The sequence below is a fragment of the Sulfurimonas sp. genome, assembly GCF_023228785.1.
Classification (GTDB): domain Bacteria; phylum Campylobacterota; class Campylobacteria; order Campylobacterales; family Sulfurimonadaceae; genus Sulfurimonas.
On record NZ_JALOAN010000001.1, the window covers coordinates 92280 to 111592 of the forward strand.

Genomic DNA, 19313 nt, shown 5'->3' on the forward strand with positions numbered 1-19313 from the left:
TTTTACTCATTACAGTGCGTAACATTAACTAATCTGCAAAAAATGATTTGCATTCTTTATATATGTCACAGATGCCACTTGAGTAAAAAATTCTCGCGCGCCTTCTACATCTATAATTTTATCTTTTTCTCCTAGATAAACTTCTAGCTTAACACCTTGTTGTGCAAGACTATCTAATTCATCAAAATCCCATTCATAATTAAGTAACTCTTCTAGCTCTTGTTTTGTACTCTTTTTTTGCTCTACTATCTTTTTCTCATAAGGATCAAAACATAGCTTTATAAACTGCTTCATATATACTATCTCACTCTTTGTAAAGGAGAGTATTTGAAGTCTCTTAAACTTTGTATCTCTTGTTTGAAAAAAAGTAGGAGATAAAAGTTGCAAAGTATCTACTCTTTTTTTAGCTGCTAAAGTTTTTTTAACATACTCTAGTGCTTTTATACTTCCATAACTAAAACCAGCTACAGTGTACTTTGTATCGTTTATATAACCTTTAAATAGATAGTTTTCATTTTGAAGTGAAAATCCACTAAAGAACTGCATCTATCGCTTCTTTAACATCTGATTTTGTGATGCTTTCCTTCTCTGAAAGGATCTCTTCAACCACGATCATAATATTTGACATTTTTTCTATTAGTATTTTTGTCTCTTTATATAGTTTTGAGATAAGAGCTTCATTTTGCTCATCAGAAGAGATCAAAGTATCACCCATTCCATACTCTTTTAGCATCTTTTCTACTAACTCTTTTGCCTCATCAAGGTCAATCTTAGCACTACTTGCATGCTCGCCATACTTGATATCACAAGCTGCCATCCCAGCTAGAAGCATCTTAACTCTTGATTCTAACTCATGCTTTATAAGTGGTTCATCTGTAGTTGGAGTTAGCTTCTCATTTGAGAGCATTAACTTCTCAAAAGGTAGATCAAAGTAAGTAGCAACTATAGCTTTTGCTGCTTGATAAGTAACTCTATAAGATTTTTGCTTATCACTTAGCATCTGGAGCTTTTTCTTTCCAAACATTACCTTGTCTTTTACCATATGAAAGTGATCTATATTTACTTTTTTGTCATTTTGTCTAAGAGCTAAGAGTGCAGCTTCATTTACAAGTGCTGCTAGTGCCGCTCCATTAAAACCTACTGTCATATTTGCTATTCTCATTACGTCTAAGTCATTTGGAACTTTGCTTAGATACTTCTCTAAAATAGCGGCACGCTCCTGCTTTGTTGGAAGCTCTACAAAGACTCTTCTATCAAATCTTCCAGCTCTTAGAAGTGCGGAGTCTAGTACTTCTATCTGGTTTGTAGCTGCAATAACGATTATCCCACTTTGCCCTTCAAAGCCGTCCATCTCAGTTAGGAGTTGGTTTAGTGTAGCTTCTCTCTCATCATTTCTTACACCATCTCTTTTTTTACCAACTGCATCTATCTCATCTATAAAGATGATGGAGGGCGCTGAATTTTTTGCAGCTAAAAAGAGTTCATGAACTCTTTTTGCTCCCATTCCTACATAGATCTGCACAAATGAAGCACCACTTTGGTAAAAAAACGGAACACCCGCTTCATGAGCGACTGCTTTTGCTATCATAGTTTTACCAACACCAGGAGGACCAACTAAAAGTACACCTCTTGGCATTCTAGCACCAAAGTTTTTGTATCTTGCTGGTTTTTTCATAAAGTCAATGATCTCTTCAAGCTCAATTTTCACATCACTAATGCCACCAATATCACTAAACTTAACATCACTTTTTATTGCTTCAAGTGGAGTGTTGTGGATCTCAACTCTTGAAGCATTTACTCCACCACCTTCAATGATTCTTTCTCTCTTTTGCCACCATCTAAAAATAATAGAAGCTATACCTAAAAATAAAACTGCAAAAAGAATATAAACAATAATATTTGAACTAGTACCAACTTCAACTTTATGATTTAAAAACATCTCAGGTTTAACTTGAGAGGATGCAATCTTGTAAACATCTTTATCAGTTTTTAAATATACATAGTCTTTTGTGATGGTTACTTTTTCTACTGTGTGATTATCAAGCATTTTTTGAGCATTGTATAAAGTAGTGTCTGATGAATTATCTCTAAGTATGGCAAAAAGTACCAAAGACACAATGAAAAATGACGACAAATAGAGCAGTATTTTGTTTGTTTTAGAGTTTGGCATGGTTAAATTCTCCTCTAACTTCATAGTTTTTTATAGTTACCCAGTTTCCTAGTAGATCTTCTTTTGAGTCAACTACAATCTTGTTAAAATGTTGGTCATGTCCAACAAATAAAGAGTCTTTTTGACTCTCTATCAAAACTTCTAACTCTCCCTTAAAAGTATTTCTAAAGTCTATATTTTTTTGCTTTATTATAGATTCCAACTCATGAAGTCTCTCTTTTGCAAGCTTACCATTTATTTCAGGTTTTAAAGTGGCTGATGGAGTTCCATCACGCTTAGAGTACGTAAAAGCGTGAAGATGAGTGAGTGGAAGATCTCTTACATTTTTCATAGCCTCTTGCCACAACTCTTCACTCTCTCCAGGATGTCCTGTGATAAAGTCAGTGCCAATAGCAAAACCTTTAGATGCTAACTCTTCAAAAAGCTCACAATCATGCTTATAAACATTTCTTCTATTCATAAGCTTTAACATCTTTGGTGAAGTGTGTTGGAGTGCGATATGAAGATGGCGCTCAAGCCAACTCTCTTCTAAGATCTCTTTAAACTCATCTGTAATCTGAATAGGCTCAACACTTCCAAGTCTTATGCGTCTAACTCCACGGATCTGAGAGATTTTTTTCATAAGAGATGCAAGTGAGCTGTCTGTTTTTTGTCCATAACTTCCAACATTTGTGCCAGTTAATATAAACTCTCCAAAACCATTAGATGCGAGTCTTTGAATCTGCTCTAAGATCCGAGGCTCATCCATACTCCTAGCGTCCCCTCTAACAAAGGGAATAATGCAGTACGAACATCTAAAACTACAACCCTCTTGAATCTTTATAAATGCCCTACTCTTACCAACAAAGTCATCCACTACTGCGTTATCTATGTGGTTGAGATCTCCAGCGTCATAAAATGGTTTTTCTTCTTCTAAGAAACTCTCTATCTTTAGCTTTTCACTCTGCCCAAAGACGCCGTGTACTCTACCTGTCTTTAGAAGTGATTCGCCTTTTGTATGAGCACCACAACCCGTTAAAAAAACTTTTGCATCTGATGTTTTTTCTATATGATTTAAGTATGAGCGAACATGAGTATCTGCTCCATTTGTAACTGTACAAGAGTTTATAACTATTGCATCAGCCTCAAATTCATTTTGAGTTATCTCATAATTTTTTAAAGCACCCATCATAACTTGTGAGTCATAAAGGTTTGTTCTACAGCCAAAAGTTTTAAAATAGACTTTTTTCATATTGTCTCACTAATATCAAAAGGAGGTTCTTTTTTTGTCTCATTATTGAGATGAAGTCTTTGAGTAGGATATGCAATAGTTATATCATCTTCTTTGTTAAAAGCTTCAACAATCTCCACAGATATAACGCTCCTTAGTGTCAAAGTGGCATAAGCATTCGTCAAATACCATGAGTCTATAGATACACCATTTTCTTTTATAAAAGAGAAGATTCTAGGCTCAACATTTGTATTTTTTAAGCTGTACTGATTTCTAAGTTTGTTTAACTGTTTTCTTGTTATGTCTGTATAACCCTTAGAGTACTTTTTAACTATCTCTTTTGCTATATGCATAGCTTTTTTGTGGTTAGACTCAAAAGTAATGGTGATATTAACCCCATCCCAAACTGTTTTTAGTGAAGAGTGCGTGTAGTTAGCTATCATATGTGTAAATACATAGTTATTTGGGATAAAAATGATTCTACCAGCTCTTCTATTATCGCTAACAGCAGTTAAGGTTATATCTTCAAGTATTGTCATACGAAGAAGTGAGATGTCCATAACATCTCCAACATACTTCATCCCAGCCATATCAACGCGTATTCTATCTCCAACATGGATACTACCACCGATGACCACAACAAGCCAACCTAGTATGCTCATAAACCAGTCTTTCATGGCAATAGCAATACCAGCAGAAGCAAATCCAAGTATAGTTACAAGATAACTAGCATTTTCTATATAGTTAAAAAATAGGATGATTATAATAAGTGTGACATTTAAAAAAGTGATGATTTTATTTGTCATATAAAATCTCTCGTTATCAGTTATATACTTCTTAACAATCAACTTCAAGATAAAAAATATCAAAAAGACGACCAAGATAACTACACCTATCTTGCCCAGCTTTAAAACCTGAACCTCGATGTCTTTGTTAATATTTATCTCAATAATTTCCAATCTTTTTTGATAAACTTCAGATGCAACTTCCATAGTCTCAAGCGCTGTTTCAAATCTCTCTAGTTGTTTATGCATCTTCTCTATGTTTTTTTCATATTTTTTTTCTACGTCTAAAGCCGCTATCTCTTTATAGATATTGCTCTCTTTGCGTAAAAGAGTTATAAGTTGAGTTAGTTCATTTTTTCTTTTTATATAGTCATTAAAATCAGAATTTAGAGTTTTTATAAGTGAGATACCTGTAAAAATATCAAAAGGATTAGTAATACTAGGAGTATCTTCAATACTAGGTGGAGTTATAAGCGTTGAAAATGGTGCGCTATCTTTTTCTTTAAATTTCTCTATCTGTGTAGTTAAAATCTTCTCTTTTGAGATGATTGCGTTTAATTCATCTTGCTCACTTAGAGTCTTTGCTTTTTTATCTTTTAAAAATTTTATTCTCTCTTTTATCTTTTGCAAAGACTCTCTAACTTCAAGTGAAGTCAAGTAAGACGCATAACTCTTTGTCCAAACTTTCTCTTTAGATATCTCCTCTTCTAGCTTTTTTGAGCTAATAAGATGCTCAGAGATTCTATTTAGTCTTTGCTGTTCTTGTTCTTGTTCTTGCTCTATCTTTAACAGTTCTTCTTTACTGAGTTTTTCTATAGATCCAATCTCTGCAAAGACTATAGAATTAAGTAATAAAAAAAATAAAAGGAGTATTTTCATATAAGATCTCCAAACTTATTTAAAGCAGAAATAATCAAACTTCTTTCTACATCATTTTTAATCTCAACCTCGCCAATGCCCCTTGCTAGTATAAAAGTAATACTCTCATCTGAACTTTTTTTATCAAGAAAAAATGCCTCATAGAAGCTATTTTCATTTTTGATTTTATAACTTGTTGGTAAATTGTATTTTTGTAAAAATCTTTTAACTCTTAGGGCTTCATCTTCATTCATCAATCCAAGGCTAACAGAAACTTCGTTTGCCATTATCATGCCAATAGCCACCGCTTCACCATGAAGAAACTCTTTATAATCAGTCTCATTTTCAATAACATGAGCAAATGTATGTCCATAGTTTAGTGCAGCTCTAAGACCATGTTCTTTCTCATCTTTAGCAACTACACTAGCTTTTGTCTGGACTGCTTTTTTTATAGCTTTAGCTAACACTTCTTTGTCTTTAAGTTCTGCACTTTCTAAAAATTCAAAAAACTCTTTATCAAATGTTATAGCCATCTTAACCATCTCAGCAACTCCAGCACCAAATTCTCTAGGTGCAAGTGTATTTAAAAAGTATGGATCTATAAAAACAGCTTTTGGTTGATGAAATGCACCTATTAGATTTTTGCCATAAGCGTTGTTCATCCCTGTTTTTCCGCCAACACTTGCATCTACTTGAGAAAGTAGCGTAGTTGGGATCTGGATAAAGTCGATGCCTCTTTGGTAGATACTAGCTGCATAACCCGTCATATCGCCAATAACACCACCACCAAATGCTATAAGCATTGATTTTCTATTAAATCTATGGTTAAAGAGTGACTCTAAAATAGTATCCACACTTTCTTGATTTTTATACTCTTCCCCATCACTTATTGTTATGATAAAAAGCTCTTTTGCACTGATAAAACTAAGAAGATAAGCTAGATGCAGTCCTGCTACTTTTGGATTTGTAACAATGGCAACTTTTGTGTCAAAATGGTTTTTTTTAAGTGCCTCTATACTTATATCATAAGAGTTATCAACGGTTTTTTTAAGGGGAATATTTACTTGCATCAGCTATCCAAATTTTCAATTTTTAATAGGATAGATAATACTTTAAAAAGAGTAAAAAAGAGCTAAATCACGCTTTTATAGTTGAACAGGTAGAAAAATTTGATGATAATTGTCTAGTTTATAATATAATTTTTCACTATCCGTTGATAAAAGTGAGTAGATTCTTCTCTTTGTTACCTTTGGAGTAAATGGCAATATATGAACAAAATTCTCTTTTTTTCTAAGCTCTCGTATAGGGTTTTCATTCTCTTTTATAACTTTAATACTTTTAGAAAAAATTGCAGCAAGATTGTTATAGTGCTCGATAGTTTGCTCTTTATCATCATCATGTTCATTAACATAGCTATAGATCTCTAAGTTAAATCCCATCTGCTCAGAGATATCAAAAATAGTAGAAGAGATCTTCTCCAAATCACGGTTATTTGTCAGTATAATTGCTGCATCTTTAACACTAGAAAAAGATCTATCAGAGAGTTTTAAAACAGGAACATGAGATTCATAAAGAGTATTTCTTGTGTAGTAATCTTCAAACATTTCAGATGAGACTATAACTAAACCTATATGGTATGACTTTATATCACTATAAAAAGTAGCTCTTAGATCTCGTGATTTGTACTCAATATCAACAATAACATTTTCATCTCTATACTCTTTTATATACTGAATGGTCTCAATATTACTTGGGTTTACAACCTTTATAATTAGGTTGTGCTTAAATTTTTTATGAGCAAAAACTGCTCGTCTTATCATCTCTTTTATAGTGCTTGAGTTTACTAAGCACATATCTACATACAAAAAGATGTTTGATCCAAAAGGTTCGGGGAATTGCCCTAACTCTCTCTTAATCGCACGATAAACTGATTTTAGAACTGCAGGTTCACCAACTAAAACTAAGAGATCATTTGGTTGGATCATTCTTCTTCGTGATGGCATAAGAAGTTTTCTATTTCTGTAGATGGCAACTATTCGCCAGTTTTTTTGCTCTATCACACCAATATGTCTATAAACAAAAGAGCTTCCAAATGGAACTAAAACTTCCATTATCTCACCCTCACCTATTCCCACATTTTGAGCAATTACAGGAACATTTGGTAAATAATCAAGAAGCCTTGATGCTAAAATCTCATTTGAGTTAACCATGATAACATCAGAGTCTTCATTGTTTATATCCCACTGATTTAGCACAATTATACGAAGGCTTTTTTTAACAAGTCTTATGTTTTTGATAGTATTTTCAGTGTCGAGTTGACTATCCATCGCAAGAATAACTTGAACAAACTCCATTTTTAAAAGATTTGAGAGTTTATAAAAACTAGTTGGATCGAACTCATAAAATTTAAAGCGAGCAGGATTAACCTCTTCATACTCTTTTGCTTTGAGTTCTACCACATAGTAAATATTTTCACTTGTATATGTCTCAATAACTCTTTGTATAAAATGTTCACCCGCACTACCATCGCTGATTATCAAAATTTTTTTCAAAATAGGCTCTACTCTTTTAAATTTTTTGCCATTATATCATTTTTAAACTCTACATAACTTAGTGGTGCGAGATTATGAAATACCTCGAAAATGAGGCTTTAAAGCTAGTGTAGAGTTTGAAAGCCTTGTCCTTGCGAGGTTAAAACCTCACTTCCAAAAGAGATGTCAAGCTTTAAAATTTATCAAGTTTTCCGGAAGTGGGGCTTTAGCCCCGCCTACATAACTTTAATATTTATAAAGATTTTATCTCTCTACAAAGAGCTAAAAACTCCTCTCCATATCTTTCATATTTCACCTCGCCTACCCCGTTAACACCTAAGATCTCATCTTTTGTTTGTGGTAGTTTGTCTATAAAATCAACCAAAGTTTTATCTGAGAAAACTATATATGCAGGAACTTCATCTTTTGCTGCAATTTCAGCTCTTAGAGCTCTAAATTTCTCAAATATTACATCATCTACAGTTGTTAAGCTCTCTTTTTTAACTCTTTTTGATTTTTGAGTCATTTTATGTTTATCTATCTCAACTTTAACTAAACCTTTTAAGATGTCCGCACCATATTTCTTTAGTTTTATAGCTCTAAATTCGCCAATTTCAATGGCATCTAACTCAAAAAGTCTATCTCCTATGGCACTCCAAAGATCTTTAGATACATCTTCACCCTTGCCGTAAACTGAGAGTTTATCATGCTTGAATTCCAAGACTCTTTTAGCCTTAGATCCCCTTAGAACATCTATCACATGAGTGAGTCCAAATCTTTGCTCACACCTATAGATGCAAGAGAGAAGTTTTTGAGCTTCTGTAGTAATATCAACTTTTTCAACGCTTCCACGCCTACAGTTATCGCAAACATACTCGCAACTCTCGATCTCATCGTCAAAGTATTTTGCTATGAGTTTATGTCTACATTCACTAGAGTTTGCATAACTATACATCTTTTTTAGCTTGTTATATAGTAGTTCTTTATACTCTTTGTTCTCAAGCACATCTATAAAAGATCTCATTTTTAGATCATCGCCCTTTGAGTAGAGTAGCAAGGTCTCAGCAGCGAGTCCATCTCGCCCAGCACGACCAATCTCTTGGTAATAATTCTCAACAGTCTTTGGCATACTCATATGTACTACAAAGCGGATATTGCTCTTATCGATCCCCATGCCAAAAGCGATGGTAGCGACTATGATATCAACCTCTTCATACATAAACTCTTTATAAACTCGCTCTCTTACCTCGCTTGAAAAACCTGCATGGTAAGCTCCAACTTTATAACCTTTTGTTTTTAAAAAACCAGCAACAGCCTCTACATCTTTTCTACTAAAAGCGTAAATAACACCACATTTAGATCTGTGTTTTGCTATAAAGTCAAGTAGTTGAGCTCGACCATTTCCCAGTCTTTGTTGTGAGCTTATTGTGAGGTTTTCTCTTAGTGTCTTAGCACGAAGAGCTACTGGATCAAAAAGTCCTAGAGTTCTAACTATGTCTTCTTGAACTTTATGTGTAGCAGTAGCAGTAAAAGCGGCAATGCTCACATCGTTAAAGATCTCTTTGAGCATTGAGAGGTTTCTATAATCTGCTCGAAATTCATGTCCCCACTCACTTACACAGTGAGCTTCATCTATTACAAAAAAGTTGATCTCTACTCTTTTTAGGAGATCTAAAAAACCATTTGCACTTAGTCTCTCTGGAGCTATATAGAGAAGTTTTATATCATTTTCTAAAAGTCTTGAGGTTATCTCTTGGATGCTATTAAAGTCTTGAGAAGAGTTTATCATCTCGGCTTTAATGCCATTTTTCTTTAGTGCATAGACCTGATCTTGCATTAGAGCAATAAGCGGAGAGATAACTATAGTTACGCCATCCATCATAAGAGATGGAAGTTGATAGCAAAGAGATTTTCCGCCACCTGTTGGAAGTATGGTTATAAGATCTTTTTTTTCTAAGATGGCATCTACAGCTTGTTCTTGGTAGTTTTTAAAGCTATCGTGCCCAAAGACTGATTTTAGTAGCTTATCTCTCAAAGATATCTACTTTTTTGATCCACAACTCTTCTTCGGCTTTTTGCCATTTTTTGTCTATAAAATAACCTGTTATCTTAGTAAAGTTTTGAGTCTGGATATTGGATGTAAAAGTTCTATCTTTTTCCCATAAGTAGATCTCATCTCCACTAATTTCATTATAGATCTTACTATCATATTTTAGTCTATATGTAGTTGGCTTTGTCTCTTCTTCTATCTCTTTAGTTTTTAGAATTTCTTTTTTGAACTTTGTGTGTTTTGGCATAAGAGTTGGAAAAATATTGTCATCTTTTGGATATATTTTCTTTTCTTTAATTATCTCTTTTACAACTACTTTTGGTTTAGTTTCGCCCTTTTTTTCTAAAAAAACGATTTGATTTTTCAAGATTTCTATTTGATCTTCTTTGGTTTTTACTGCTTTTTTGTATATTTCTCTCTCATTTTCAGTATCTTTTAGTATTTTGGTTTGCTCTTGGAGTTTTTTCTCTAAAGAAATGTTTTTAGTCTTTAGAATCTCTACAGTTTTCTCATAACTTTCACATTCACTCTCTTTAGTCGTCTCTACTTTTATAATGCCTTTTGAGTCCAAAGCTTTTTTACACTCTTCATGTTCAACTCTAAGTTTAGTTATATCATTTATGATGGATTCTATTCTTTGTAACTCATCCCCTTGGAGCAAAAAAAATAAAAGAAAAATTATAAAAAGAGACTTCATTTAGGCTTATCCTTTCTTACTAGTTTTGCTCCCATCTCAACATGATGAGTATAAGCAAATTGATCAAAAAGAGCCATATCTATAACTTTATGAGTCTTACATAATAGATCTAGATCTCTTAGAAGAGTCTCAGGATTACAAGATATATACAAGATATTGTCATACTTTGATGCCATAGCGCAGGAAGTCTCATCCATGCCAGATCTAGGTGGATCTACAAAGATAGTATTTATATTATAAGAATTTATATCGATATCTTTCATTCTAGTAAATTCCCTCTTTCTTTCAACCGCTTGAGTAAACTCTTCAACACTCATTCTTAAAAACTCAATATTAGTTACTTCATTTAAGAGCATATTTGTTTTTGCTGCATTGATAGAAGACTTTGATATCTCTGTAGCTAGTACTTTTTTAAAAGTTTTTGCAAAGGGTATAGTAAAATTACCAGCACCACAATATAATTCTAGCAAGTCTCCATCACAACTTTCTAGCGACTTTGTAGCCCAAGTAATCATCTGCTCATTAACCCTAGAATTTGGTTGAGTGAAACTATTTTCTATATAGTTAAACTTATAAATCTCGCCATCAACGCTTAAATGCTCTGTTACAAAGTCTTGTCCAACTACAAGCTTTTGCTTACGACTTCGACCTATAATATAGATGCCAAGCTCCTCTGCTACCATCTTTGCTTTAACTAGCCACTCATCGCCCAGTTTTCTATGATATATCAAAGAGACTACGATTTCGCCACTACTTGAACTTAAAAAGTCCGCTCCAAAGAGCTTAAAGCCTATATTTTTTTCTTTTATAGCAAGTAAGAGTTTTGGCATAAGAGCTGCAATGTACTCATTTACTTGAGGACACTCTTCTACTAAGACTATGCCTTTGCGATCTAGATGATTCATCGCATAGAAGATATCATCATCCTTATGCCAAATCTTAAACTCGCTTCTTGAGCGATAGTGTGAGGTTGGAGATCTAAAAACAGAGATCTCACCCTCATAAAAAGCACAAAACCTCTCTTTGTTTAACTCTAACTTACTACTTAATTGAGACTCATATCCGTCTTCATAGACTCTACAAGCCCCACACTCTCCAAAATACTTACAATTCATCATCGTCCTACTTTATCGTCGCTATGAGGTTACCTATGAGCAGATTCCAACCATCTATAAGAACAAATACAAGGATCTTAAAGGGCAGTGAGATCATAACAGGTGGGAGCATCATCATACCCATAGACATAAGTATAGAAGCTACAACCATATCAATAACTAAGAATGGTAAAAAGAGTAAAAATCCTATCTCAAAAGCTGTTTTTAGCTCACTAATAACAAAAGCTGGAATGATTACGGAGAGAGGTACATCTGCTACAGTAGCTGGATTTTCCATCTTTCTTATTCTAAAAAATAGAGCTAAATCTTTTTCTCTAGTATTTCTAACCATAAAATTTTTAAAGGGAAGAGTAGTGTTATCAAATGCCTCTTCATAACCAATCTTTTCCTCTATATATGGTTTAATCCCAACTTCATAAGCTTCTTTGCCGATAGGCTCCATAACAAAAAAAGTCAATATCATTGCTAGCATCACAAGTAGTTGAGTAGGTGGAACTTGCTGGGTTCCAAGAGCTTGTCTTAAAAAACCAAATACTATAACAAAACGAGTAAAAGTTGTCATTACAAGTATCATACTTGGAGCTAAGAAAAGAAGTGTTAAAACGACTAAAACATTTAACGAGCTTACTAGTTGCTCTGGTGTATCAGGAGACGAGAGAGCAAAATTCATAGTAGGGATAGTTACAGCTTCAGCGTTAAGAATAGATGCCAAAGCTAGAAAGAGAAAAAATATTCTTATCATTACTGAGCTGATGCCTTATCTAAGATAGAGCGTTTTGTTTTTGCTTCATCATCCCTTTTACTACCATAAAAATGTAATTCAACTCTACGGTTTTTTTCTCGTCCGGCCTTTGTTACATTTGTTGCCAATGGTTTATACTCAGAAAAACCTGCCGCACTAATTCTTTTTGGATCAACTCCATCTAAGAGGAGTTCTTGAAGTACAGAGATCGCACGAGCTGATGAGAGTTCCCAGTTATCTTTATATACACTGTCCTTGCCAGGAGCTAGGTTGTCAGTGTGACCTTGAACACTAACTTGCATAGCATTTGGAAGCTCATCAACTATCAAAGCAACTCTTTTTAAAAACAAAAGAGCATCTTCATTTTCTATAGTCGCACTTCCAGATTTAAAAAGGAGTGAAGCTGGAAGCTCTATTACAAAACCTTCTTGAGCCTCTTCAACTGTAATAGCAGGTCCGTGACCTTTATCTATCATCTCATTTGCATCCATTGCAGCTTGAGTGATTCTATTTACCGCTTCTGTAGTCTCATCTTGAGACTCTATAGGAGTTGACTCTTGGATTCTTCTTTTTGAGATCTCAGTTTTTGCTCCACCTTCTAAAACACTCATTGCGCCAGAGAGTGAGCCGATAGCTTCTGAGATTTTTTTAGCATCCATACTTGACATTGAAAGAAGTAAAACAAAAAAACAAAGAAGTAGAGACATCAAGTCTCCAAAGGCAGCTAACCAGTTAGGAAGACATCTCTCACACTCAGGACACTTTTTTTTAGCCATTATTTACTACCTACCCTATTAGTCAAACTGACTAACTCTATCTTTTGGAGCTAGATATGCTAAAAGTTTAGCTTCTAATACACGAGGTGCATCTCCTGATTGAATAGACATGATGCCAGAGAGTATCATCTCTTTAACTAGAGTCTCTTCATCATTTCTAATACCTAATATTATAGCTATTGGAGTGCCCACGACATTACCAATAATAGCACCATACATAGTAGTAAGAAGTGCAACTGCCATAGATGGACCAATAGCAGATGGATCAGCCATGTTTAGAAGCATCGCAACAAGACCGATAAGTGTTCCAACCATACCCATAGCACCAGCTAGAGCTGCCCACTGACTAAACATAGTTCCATTTACTCTATGTCTCTCACTAGTTCTTTCCATATCTATTTCAAGAAGTTCCCTTATAGTGTCTGGTTCACTCCCATCTATCGCCATTGAGAGACCTCTTCTTAAGAACTCATTTGGCTCGGAGTTTACCTCACCTTCAAGGGCTAAGATACCATCTTTTCTAGCTTTTGTAGCAAAATCAACTAACTTTTTTATAAGTGCTACTTCATCTTCTATAGTCGGTTTAACTGCAACCATAAAAACTTTTGCAAAATTCTTCATTTGTGCTGGTTTAAAAGATATTAGTAAAGCACCAATACTACCACCAACAACAATCAAAACAGATGGGATGTCTATATATGGACCTACACCCACACCCATTGACATAGCACCTAGTAAAAGAGCTATAACCAGAACTATACCAATAACCGTACCTAAATCCATTCAAATACCTTAAGAGTAAATATTGAGCTTATAATACCACAAAAAATATTATACACTTATCATTTATCAACAAATTGGAAAAATTAAAAGAGCGCCTTTGTATAAAATACGATAAAACAATTTATATAGGTAGATAAGGAGATAATCTTCGCAACTTTTATCTATCTTGTGTTACTATTTCCTAATTATTTCTACTTATGATTAATAAGTATAGCCTTTGTATTTTCTAGTAATAAAATCTTAACAAATAATCATTTTGTTAGTGATTTTTTTGCAAGAGTTATGGTTGAGGCGTTCTCAACTATGTGTTTTGTACTCAAAAATGAAAATTTGAGTTTATTTTTTGTGAGAGATAGATTGAAAAAATTTTTCAAAACAGTTTTAAAGTTAGTTTTTATTGCTGCTTTATTATATGGTATTGGCAGATTTGGCATAAATACTTATGATAGTCATGTTTTTGTACCTCGTTCACCTTATACTGTTATGCAAACGCAAGATTCCATAACCATTAGATGGAACTCTCCAAAGTTTGAAATAGGCTCGGTAGAGTATGGTTTTTTCTCCGATTCTCTTGATAAGACTTTAGTAGATCCTAAAAAAACTAAAATACACTCTATTACTATATCAGGTTTAAATGAGTGTACAAAATATTACTACAAAGTTTTATCTGATTCTATGTCTATAGATAATGAAGATAGAAGTTTTAAAACACTTTGTGCCGCAAAAGATACTCAGAAACTTTGGGTTATCGGAGATAGTGGTCAAGTAGGAGAAAACCAAACAAAAGTTTATACTTCCATGTTAGACTATATAGAGCATGATTTTAACAATCTTAATATGTGGGTACTCCTAGGCAATAACGCTTATAAAAATGGAAGCCAAAAACAATACAATGAGAGTTTTTTCGAGCCTTATTCAGAGCTTTTAAAGAGATTTACGCCTTGGGCAGTTATAGGTAATAACGATGCTAAAAGATGGGCATTTTATAATATCTTTGACTTTCCAACAAAAGGCGAGAGTGGTGGAGAGCCTAGTGGAAATGAGAAGTTTTACTCTATAGAGAGTGGAAATCTTCACTTAGTTATGCTCGATAGCGAGATGTACCGTATAGACAGAAACTCAGACTTAGCAGCATGGCTAAGAGAAGATTTAAAGAAAAATACAAAACCTTGGGTTATTGTTGCACTTCACACTCCTCCATATACTGATGGTAGTCACAATTCAGATAGTGATTATGATAGTGGTGGTAGACTTAAAAAGGTTAGAGAAAATTTAGTCCCCATCTTTGATGAGTTTGGAGTAGATCTAGTTTTAAGCGGACATTCACATAGCTACGAGCGCTCAAAACTTATGATCAACCACATAGGAAAAAGTAATACTTTGGGCAAACATAACATAGTTCAAGACGCAAAAAGTTGTTATACAAAGTCCATAAAACCGAGTAAAGATAGTGGAACTATCTATCAAGTTTGTGGATCCTCTTCAAAATTAGAGCACGCTACTCTAAAACACCCTGCTCTACCTTTTGCTTACGAACAAATGGGTTCACTCATCATAGATATAACCCCAACCACACTAAGCTCGAAGTTTTTAAGTATAGATGCAAAAATATTAGATGAGTTTATCATCAAGAAAAACACTACCCCATGTCAATAAAATTATAAATAAGAGGAAATATGAATAAAAAAGATCTAAGTATAGTAATTTTAGCTGCTGGAAAAGGCAGTCGTATGAAGTCAAACAAGGCAAAAGTACTCCATCATATAAGTGGTAAGCCGATGCTTTACCACATCATTAAAACATCACAAGAGATCTCAAATGATATAACCATAGTTGTAGCACACCAAAAAGACGAGGTTATAAAAGAGATAAGCAAATTTTTTACTAATATAAACTTTGTTACACAAGATGCGCAAAATTTCCCTGGAACTGGTGGAGCTATGATGAATATCTTGCCAAAATATGAAAGTGTTTTAGTTCTAAATGGTGATATGCCACTTATATCTGCTGATGCACTAAGTGGTTTTTTAAATAGCAATGCCCAGATTATCATGTCTATTTTTGAACTAGGAGATCCTAGTGGTTATGGTCGCGTTATCATTGAAAATGGCGAAGTTTTAAAGATCGTTGAACATAAAGATGCAAATAAAGATGAGTTAAAAGTAAAAAGTGTAAATGCTGGAGTCTATGCTTTTAGTTCATCTGTACTTAAAAAATATATCCCTCTTTTAAAAAATGATAATGCTCAAAAAGAGTACTACTTAACTGACATAATCTCGCTAGCTAAAGCAGATTCTATTAGTATCGTACCTCTTTTAGTAGATGAAGAGCATTTTAGAGGCGTAAATTCTAAAGAAGATCTAGCTGAGTGTGAAGTGATTATGCAAGAGAGAATCAAATCACATTGGATGAGAGAAGGAGTTATTATGCAACTTCCTAACACTATTTATATAGAAGAGAGTGTGAAGTTTGAGGGCGAATGCAAGGTAGAGAATAACTGCCGCATAACTGGAGATACACTTATCTCAAACTCTCATATAAAATCATCAAGCGTTATAGAAGATAGCCGCATCATAGATTCAGATGTAGGTCCATTAGCCCATATCCGCCCAATGTCACAACTAAAAGATACTCACATCGGAAACTTTGTAGAAGTTAAAAAAAGCTCCCTTATAGGTGTTAAAGCTGGTCATCTAAGTTATATTGGCGATGCACAAGTTGATGAGGGAACAAATATTGGAGCTGGTGTTATCACTTGTAACTATGATGGCGTAAACAAATATAAAACCATCATTGGTAAAAATGTTTTTATCGGAAGTGACTCACAACTCATAGCACCACTTGTGGTTGAAGATGATGTTATGATAGCAGCTGGGACTACAGTAACTGCAGCTAAGATACAAAGCGGAGTTTTAGCCATTAGCCGAACTAAATTAACGATTGTTAAAGATTTTTATTACAAATTTTTTAGAAAAGTATGATTTATAAAACTTATATAACTTTTTTTAGATACAATTCATCTTTAAGCAATCTATACTCTAAATAACGGAAAAAAACATGAACAACTCAACTCTACAAAATTCTGCACACTCAAATACCCTGCAGTTAGTCCTTTTTGCCTTAGGATTTGTTTTAGAAGTCTTTATCTTTGACTTTTCCCCTTTAATGGTAGGAATTGTTATAGTCCATATTCTCTTAGCACTCTATCTTCGCTCTCAACTGCTTATGGTAAAAGAAGCTATTGAGAAGACTACCCTCTCTATGACAAAACTTACTCATGGGGATTTTGAAGTTGTAGCCCCTGAGATTGGTAAAGCTGAGATATACGAACTTGGAGTTGAGTTTAACTCTATGATAAAACAGTTAAAACACTATATGCAAGAGACAGTAAAAGCCGTTAAAATAGCAGAAGACACTTCAAACTCTTACTACGCTGACACAACTGGTCTAAACCCTACTTTAACACAAGCAACTCAAGCCATCAACGACTCTGTTAAAACTATAGAAGATGGTTATAAAGCACAAGTTAGAGGTAACTTTAGTGAAAAACTTCACGATTTAGGTGGCGGAATTTCTCACAGTTTAACTATTATCCAGCAAAATCTTTTAAATAACTCTGAGGAAGTAAATAAGATCTCTCAAATGTCAGATCAAACTTCACAAGAAGCAAATAATTCTTTAGACACAATGGATAGTGTTCTTGGTTTATTTGGTAATCTTAGCCATAAAATAGATGCAACTAGTAACAATATAGATTCTCTCTCTGAGAGATCAAAAGAGATCTCAGCTATTGCTGACATCATAAAAGATATAGCAGAACAAACAAACCTCTTAGCTCTAAATGCTGCAATTGAAGCAGCACGAGCAGGCGAACATGGACGTGGTTTTGCAGTAGTTGCTGATGAAGTGCGAAAACTTGCTGAGAGAACTCAAAAATCAACTCAAGAGATATCTATAACTATTCAAACTCTTCAACAAGAGACGCAAGAAATTCAATCAAACTCACAAGAGATGGCAGACATCTCGCAAAATGTTACTAGCACTATAGACAATTTTGCTCTTACGCTTAAGCAGTTTCAAACAAATGCTCAAGACTCGGCTGAATATGCTAGTTTTATTCGTGATTCTCTCTTTATGGTTCTTGTAAAAATTGACCATATTTTATTTAAGTCAAATGCCTATACTTCAGTCTTATCTCACGAGATAAAAGCTCAGTTTGGGGATCATAAACAGTGCCGATTAGGCAAATGGTATATAGCAGATGGAAAAGAGAGATATGGTCACACTAAAAACTACTCAGCCATAGATGCACCTCATGCAAAAGTTCATTCAAATGTTATTAAAAATATAGAACTCATGGGCAACAGTACTATCTTTGAGGCAAATATTGAACATGAAATCATCAATAACTTCAAAAATATGGAAAGTGAGAGTGAAAAATTATTTGAAATTTTAGACTTAGTTGTAAATGAGTTAGATCCAACAAAAAGAGTAAATAGCTAGTTCATTTGAAGATAATTTTTATTTTTATTTTGGCTTTAAGTTATCTTGGAGCATCAGAATTTGATGTAAAAAAAATCCAAGATGAGTTTTTTTCTCAAGTCATACTAAAATCCTTTGACACAAGGGAAAAACTTGTAGCAAGAGAGAAAAAATTTAGCATAGATGCCCTCTACTGGCAAAAAGTCAAAAAACACCTCAAAAAGTACAAGAGTAAGTTTAAAAAATCTCAGTTCATCTCTTTTGTAGATCTATCAAATCAAGTATTTATCTTAGTTTTATATGACACCTCTGCAAATAACTTCTTTGCTATTGGTTTTGATTTTATCTCTAGTGGTGATATGAGTAGAGAGGTAGAAGTAAAAAGCAGAGAAGATCACTACTTTAAAACTCCATCAGGACTCTTTAGCATCAAGAGCGGTTGGCGCTCAAAAGGCGAGATGCTCGATGACAATCTAACTCTTCCTTATGGAAAAAAAGGTAGTTTCGTTTTTTACTTTGGAGAGCAAAGCAGTATTCGCTACAACACTTTTGATATAAATGGCACAAAGATAAAAGATAAAAAAAAGCATAAACTCATAAGAGACAAACTAAAGTTTGCCATTCATACGCATAAAAGCTCACTAGAGTTTGGCGTACCTCGCTCACACGGATGTATACGCATGAGTGAAGAATTAAATATTTTTTTGGACAATAATCTTGTCTTTTTTAAACATCTATACAAAGATAAAAAGTGGACTCATCCATATAAAAAACCACCTAAGCACCCAAGAAATTATTTTCTTGCAGGAGAATATATGTTGGTGGTTGATTCAGTAAATATAAATGGCAAAAAAACATCCAAACATATGGATGAACTTCCATAATAGGTCGCACAATTTCCATAGACCAAGACTCTAGCGTCATAATCTGAAAGAGTGTATAAAAAGACTTGGGATTTTAGCAAAAAAAGATAAATTTTAGAGTTGTTGAGCACTAATGGGGAGAGTGTAAAATAAACTGTGTAAACCCACCTTCTATCTCTAAATTACTTAGTGTATTTTGACACAATTTCGCTGAAAAAGATACTAAGTTGAGGATAAATCTCATACCAATT

At 33.9% G+C, this 19313-nt stretch carries 15 protein-coding genes and 3 pseudogenes; 6 read left to right on the forward strand and 12 right to left on the reverse strand.

Annotation, left to right across the window (positions count from 1 at the left end):
* Window positions 1-24: 24 nt before the first annotated feature.
* From bioV to M0Q24_RS00470, 12 genes are all read right to left on the reverse strand, one after another.
* Window positions 25-546: a pimelyl-ACP methyl ester esterase BioV gene (bioV, locus tag M0Q24_RS00415; RefSeq protein WP_295045613.1), complete on the reverse strand. Its 522-nt coding sequence runs from the start codon at window positions 544-546 to the stop codon at window positions 25-27.
* Window positions 533-2170, reverse strand: coding sequence for an AAA family ATPase (locus M0Q24_RS00420; protein WP_295045616.1), 1638 nt, complete (start codon window positions 2168-2170; stop codon window positions 533-535). Before M0Q24_RS00420 ends, bioV begins: the two co-directional genes overlap by 14 nt.
* Window positions 2157-3401, reverse strand: coding sequence for a tRNA (N(6)-L-threonylcarbamoyladenosine(37)-C(2))-methylthiotransferase MtaB (gene mtaB, locus M0Q24_RS00425; RefSeq protein WP_295045618.1), 1245 nt, complete (start codon window positions 3399-3401; stop codon window positions 2157-2159). The genes M0Q24_RS00420 and mtaB overlap by 14 nt, the downstream gene beginning before the upstream one ends.
* On the reverse strand, window positions 3398-5044 hold the full coding sequence (locus tag M0Q24_RS00430) for a mechanosensitive ion channel domain-containing protein (RefSeq protein ID WP_295045621.1): 1647 nt from the start codon (window positions 5042-5044) through the stop codon (window positions 3398-3400). The genes mtaB and M0Q24_RS00430 overlap by 4 nt, the downstream gene beginning before the upstream one ends.
* A complete protein-coding gene (gene aroB, locus M0Q24_RS00435) occupies window positions 5041-6093 on the reverse strand; it encodes a 3-dehydroquinate synthase (RefSeq protein WP_295045624.1) in 1053 nt (350 codons plus the stop codon). Before aroB ends, M0Q24_RS00430 begins: the two co-directional genes overlap by 4 nt.
* Window positions 6094-6168: 75 nt before the next feature.
* The gene (locus M0Q24_RS00440) at window positions 6169-7575 is read right to left on the reverse strand and encodes a TrkA C-terminal domain-containing protein (protein ID WP_295045626.1); all 1407 of its coding nucleotides are present in this window, start codon (window positions 7573-7575) and stop codon (window positions 6169-6171) included.
* Window positions 7576-7807: 232 nt separating this feature from the next.
* Entirely contained in the window at window positions 7808-9589 is a 1782-nt protein-coding gene (gene recQ / locus M0Q24_RS00445; protein ID WP_295045628.1) for a DNA helicase RecQ, read from the reverse strand.
* Window positions 9579-10301 (reverse strand): hypothetical protein, encoded by a 723-nt coding sequence (locus M0Q24_RS00450; protein WP_295045631.1) that lies wholly within the window; start codon window positions 10299-10301, stop codon window positions 9579-9581. Before M0Q24_RS00450 ends, recQ begins: the two co-directional genes overlap by 11 nt.
* On the reverse strand, window positions 10298-11416 hold the full coding sequence (gene trmA, locus M0Q24_RS00455) for a tRNA (uridine(54)-C5)-methyltransferase TrmA (RefSeq protein ID WP_295045634.1): 1119 nt from the start codon (window positions 11414-11416) through the stop codon (window positions 10298-10300). Before trmA ends, M0Q24_RS00450 begins: the two co-directional genes overlap by 4 nt.
* A 7-nt stretch (window positions 11417-11423) precedes the next feature.
* Window positions 11424-12158: a flagellar type III secretion system pore protein FliP gene (gene fliP / locus M0Q24_RS00460; RefSeq protein ID WP_295045636.1), complete on the reverse strand. Its 735-nt coding sequence runs from the start codon at window positions 12156-12158 to the stop codon at window positions 11424-11426.
* Window positions 12158-12934, reverse strand: coding sequence for a flagellar motor protein MotB (locus M0Q24_RS00465; protein ID WP_295045638.1), 777 nt, complete (start codon window positions 12932-12934; stop codon window positions 12158-12160). Before M0Q24_RS00465 ends, fliP begins: the two co-directional genes overlap by 1 nt.
* Window positions 12935-12952: 18 nt before the next feature.
* Window positions 12953-13717, reverse strand: a complete 765-nt coding sequence (locus M0Q24_RS00470) for a MotA/TolQ/ExbB proton channel family protein (protein ID WP_295045641.1) — start codon at window positions 13715-13717, stop codon at window positions 12953-12955.
* 357 nt (window positions 13718-14074) lie between these two features.
* On the opposite strand from M0Q24_RS00470, the gene M0Q24_RS00475 reads away from it, so the two are divergent.
* From M0Q24_RS00475 to M0Q24_RS00500, 6 genes and pseudogenes are all read left to right on the forward strand, one after another.
* Window positions 14075-15373, forward strand: a complete 1299-nt coding sequence (locus M0Q24_RS00475; protein WP_295045644.1) for a metallophosphoesterase family protein — start codon at window positions 14075-14077, stop codon at window positions 15371-15373.
* A gap of 20 nt (window positions 15374-15393) precedes the next feature.
* The gene (glmU, locus tag M0Q24_RS00480) at window positions 15394-16698 is read left to right on the forward strand and encodes a bifunctional UDP-N-acetylglucosamine diphosphorylase/glucosamine-1-phosphate N-acetyltransferase GlmU (RefSeq protein ID WP_295045647.1); all 1305 of its coding nucleotides are present in this window, start codon (window positions 15394-15396) and stop codon (window positions 16696-16698) included.
* Between the two features lie 244 nt (window positions 16699-16942).
* Window positions 16943-17074 (forward strand): annotated as a pseudogene (locus M0Q24_RS00485) (hypothetical protein); the annotation flags it as partial.
* An 18-nt stretch (window positions 17075-17092) separates the two neighbouring features.
* A pseudogene (locus M0Q24_RS11675) lies at window positions 17093-17827 on the forward strand (methyl-accepting chemotaxis protein); the annotation flags it as partial.
* Between the two features lie 57 nt (window positions 17828-17884).
* Window positions 17885-18220 (forward strand): annotated as a pseudogene (locus M0Q24_RS00495) (CZB domain-containing protein); the annotation flags it as partial.
* A 5-nt stretch (window positions 18221-18225) separates the two neighbouring features.
* Entirely contained in the window at window positions 18226-19083 is an 858-nt protein-coding gene (locus M0Q24_RS00500; protein ID WP_295045650.1) for a L,D-transpeptidase, read from the forward strand.
* Window positions 19084-19313: the final 230 nt, after the last annotated feature.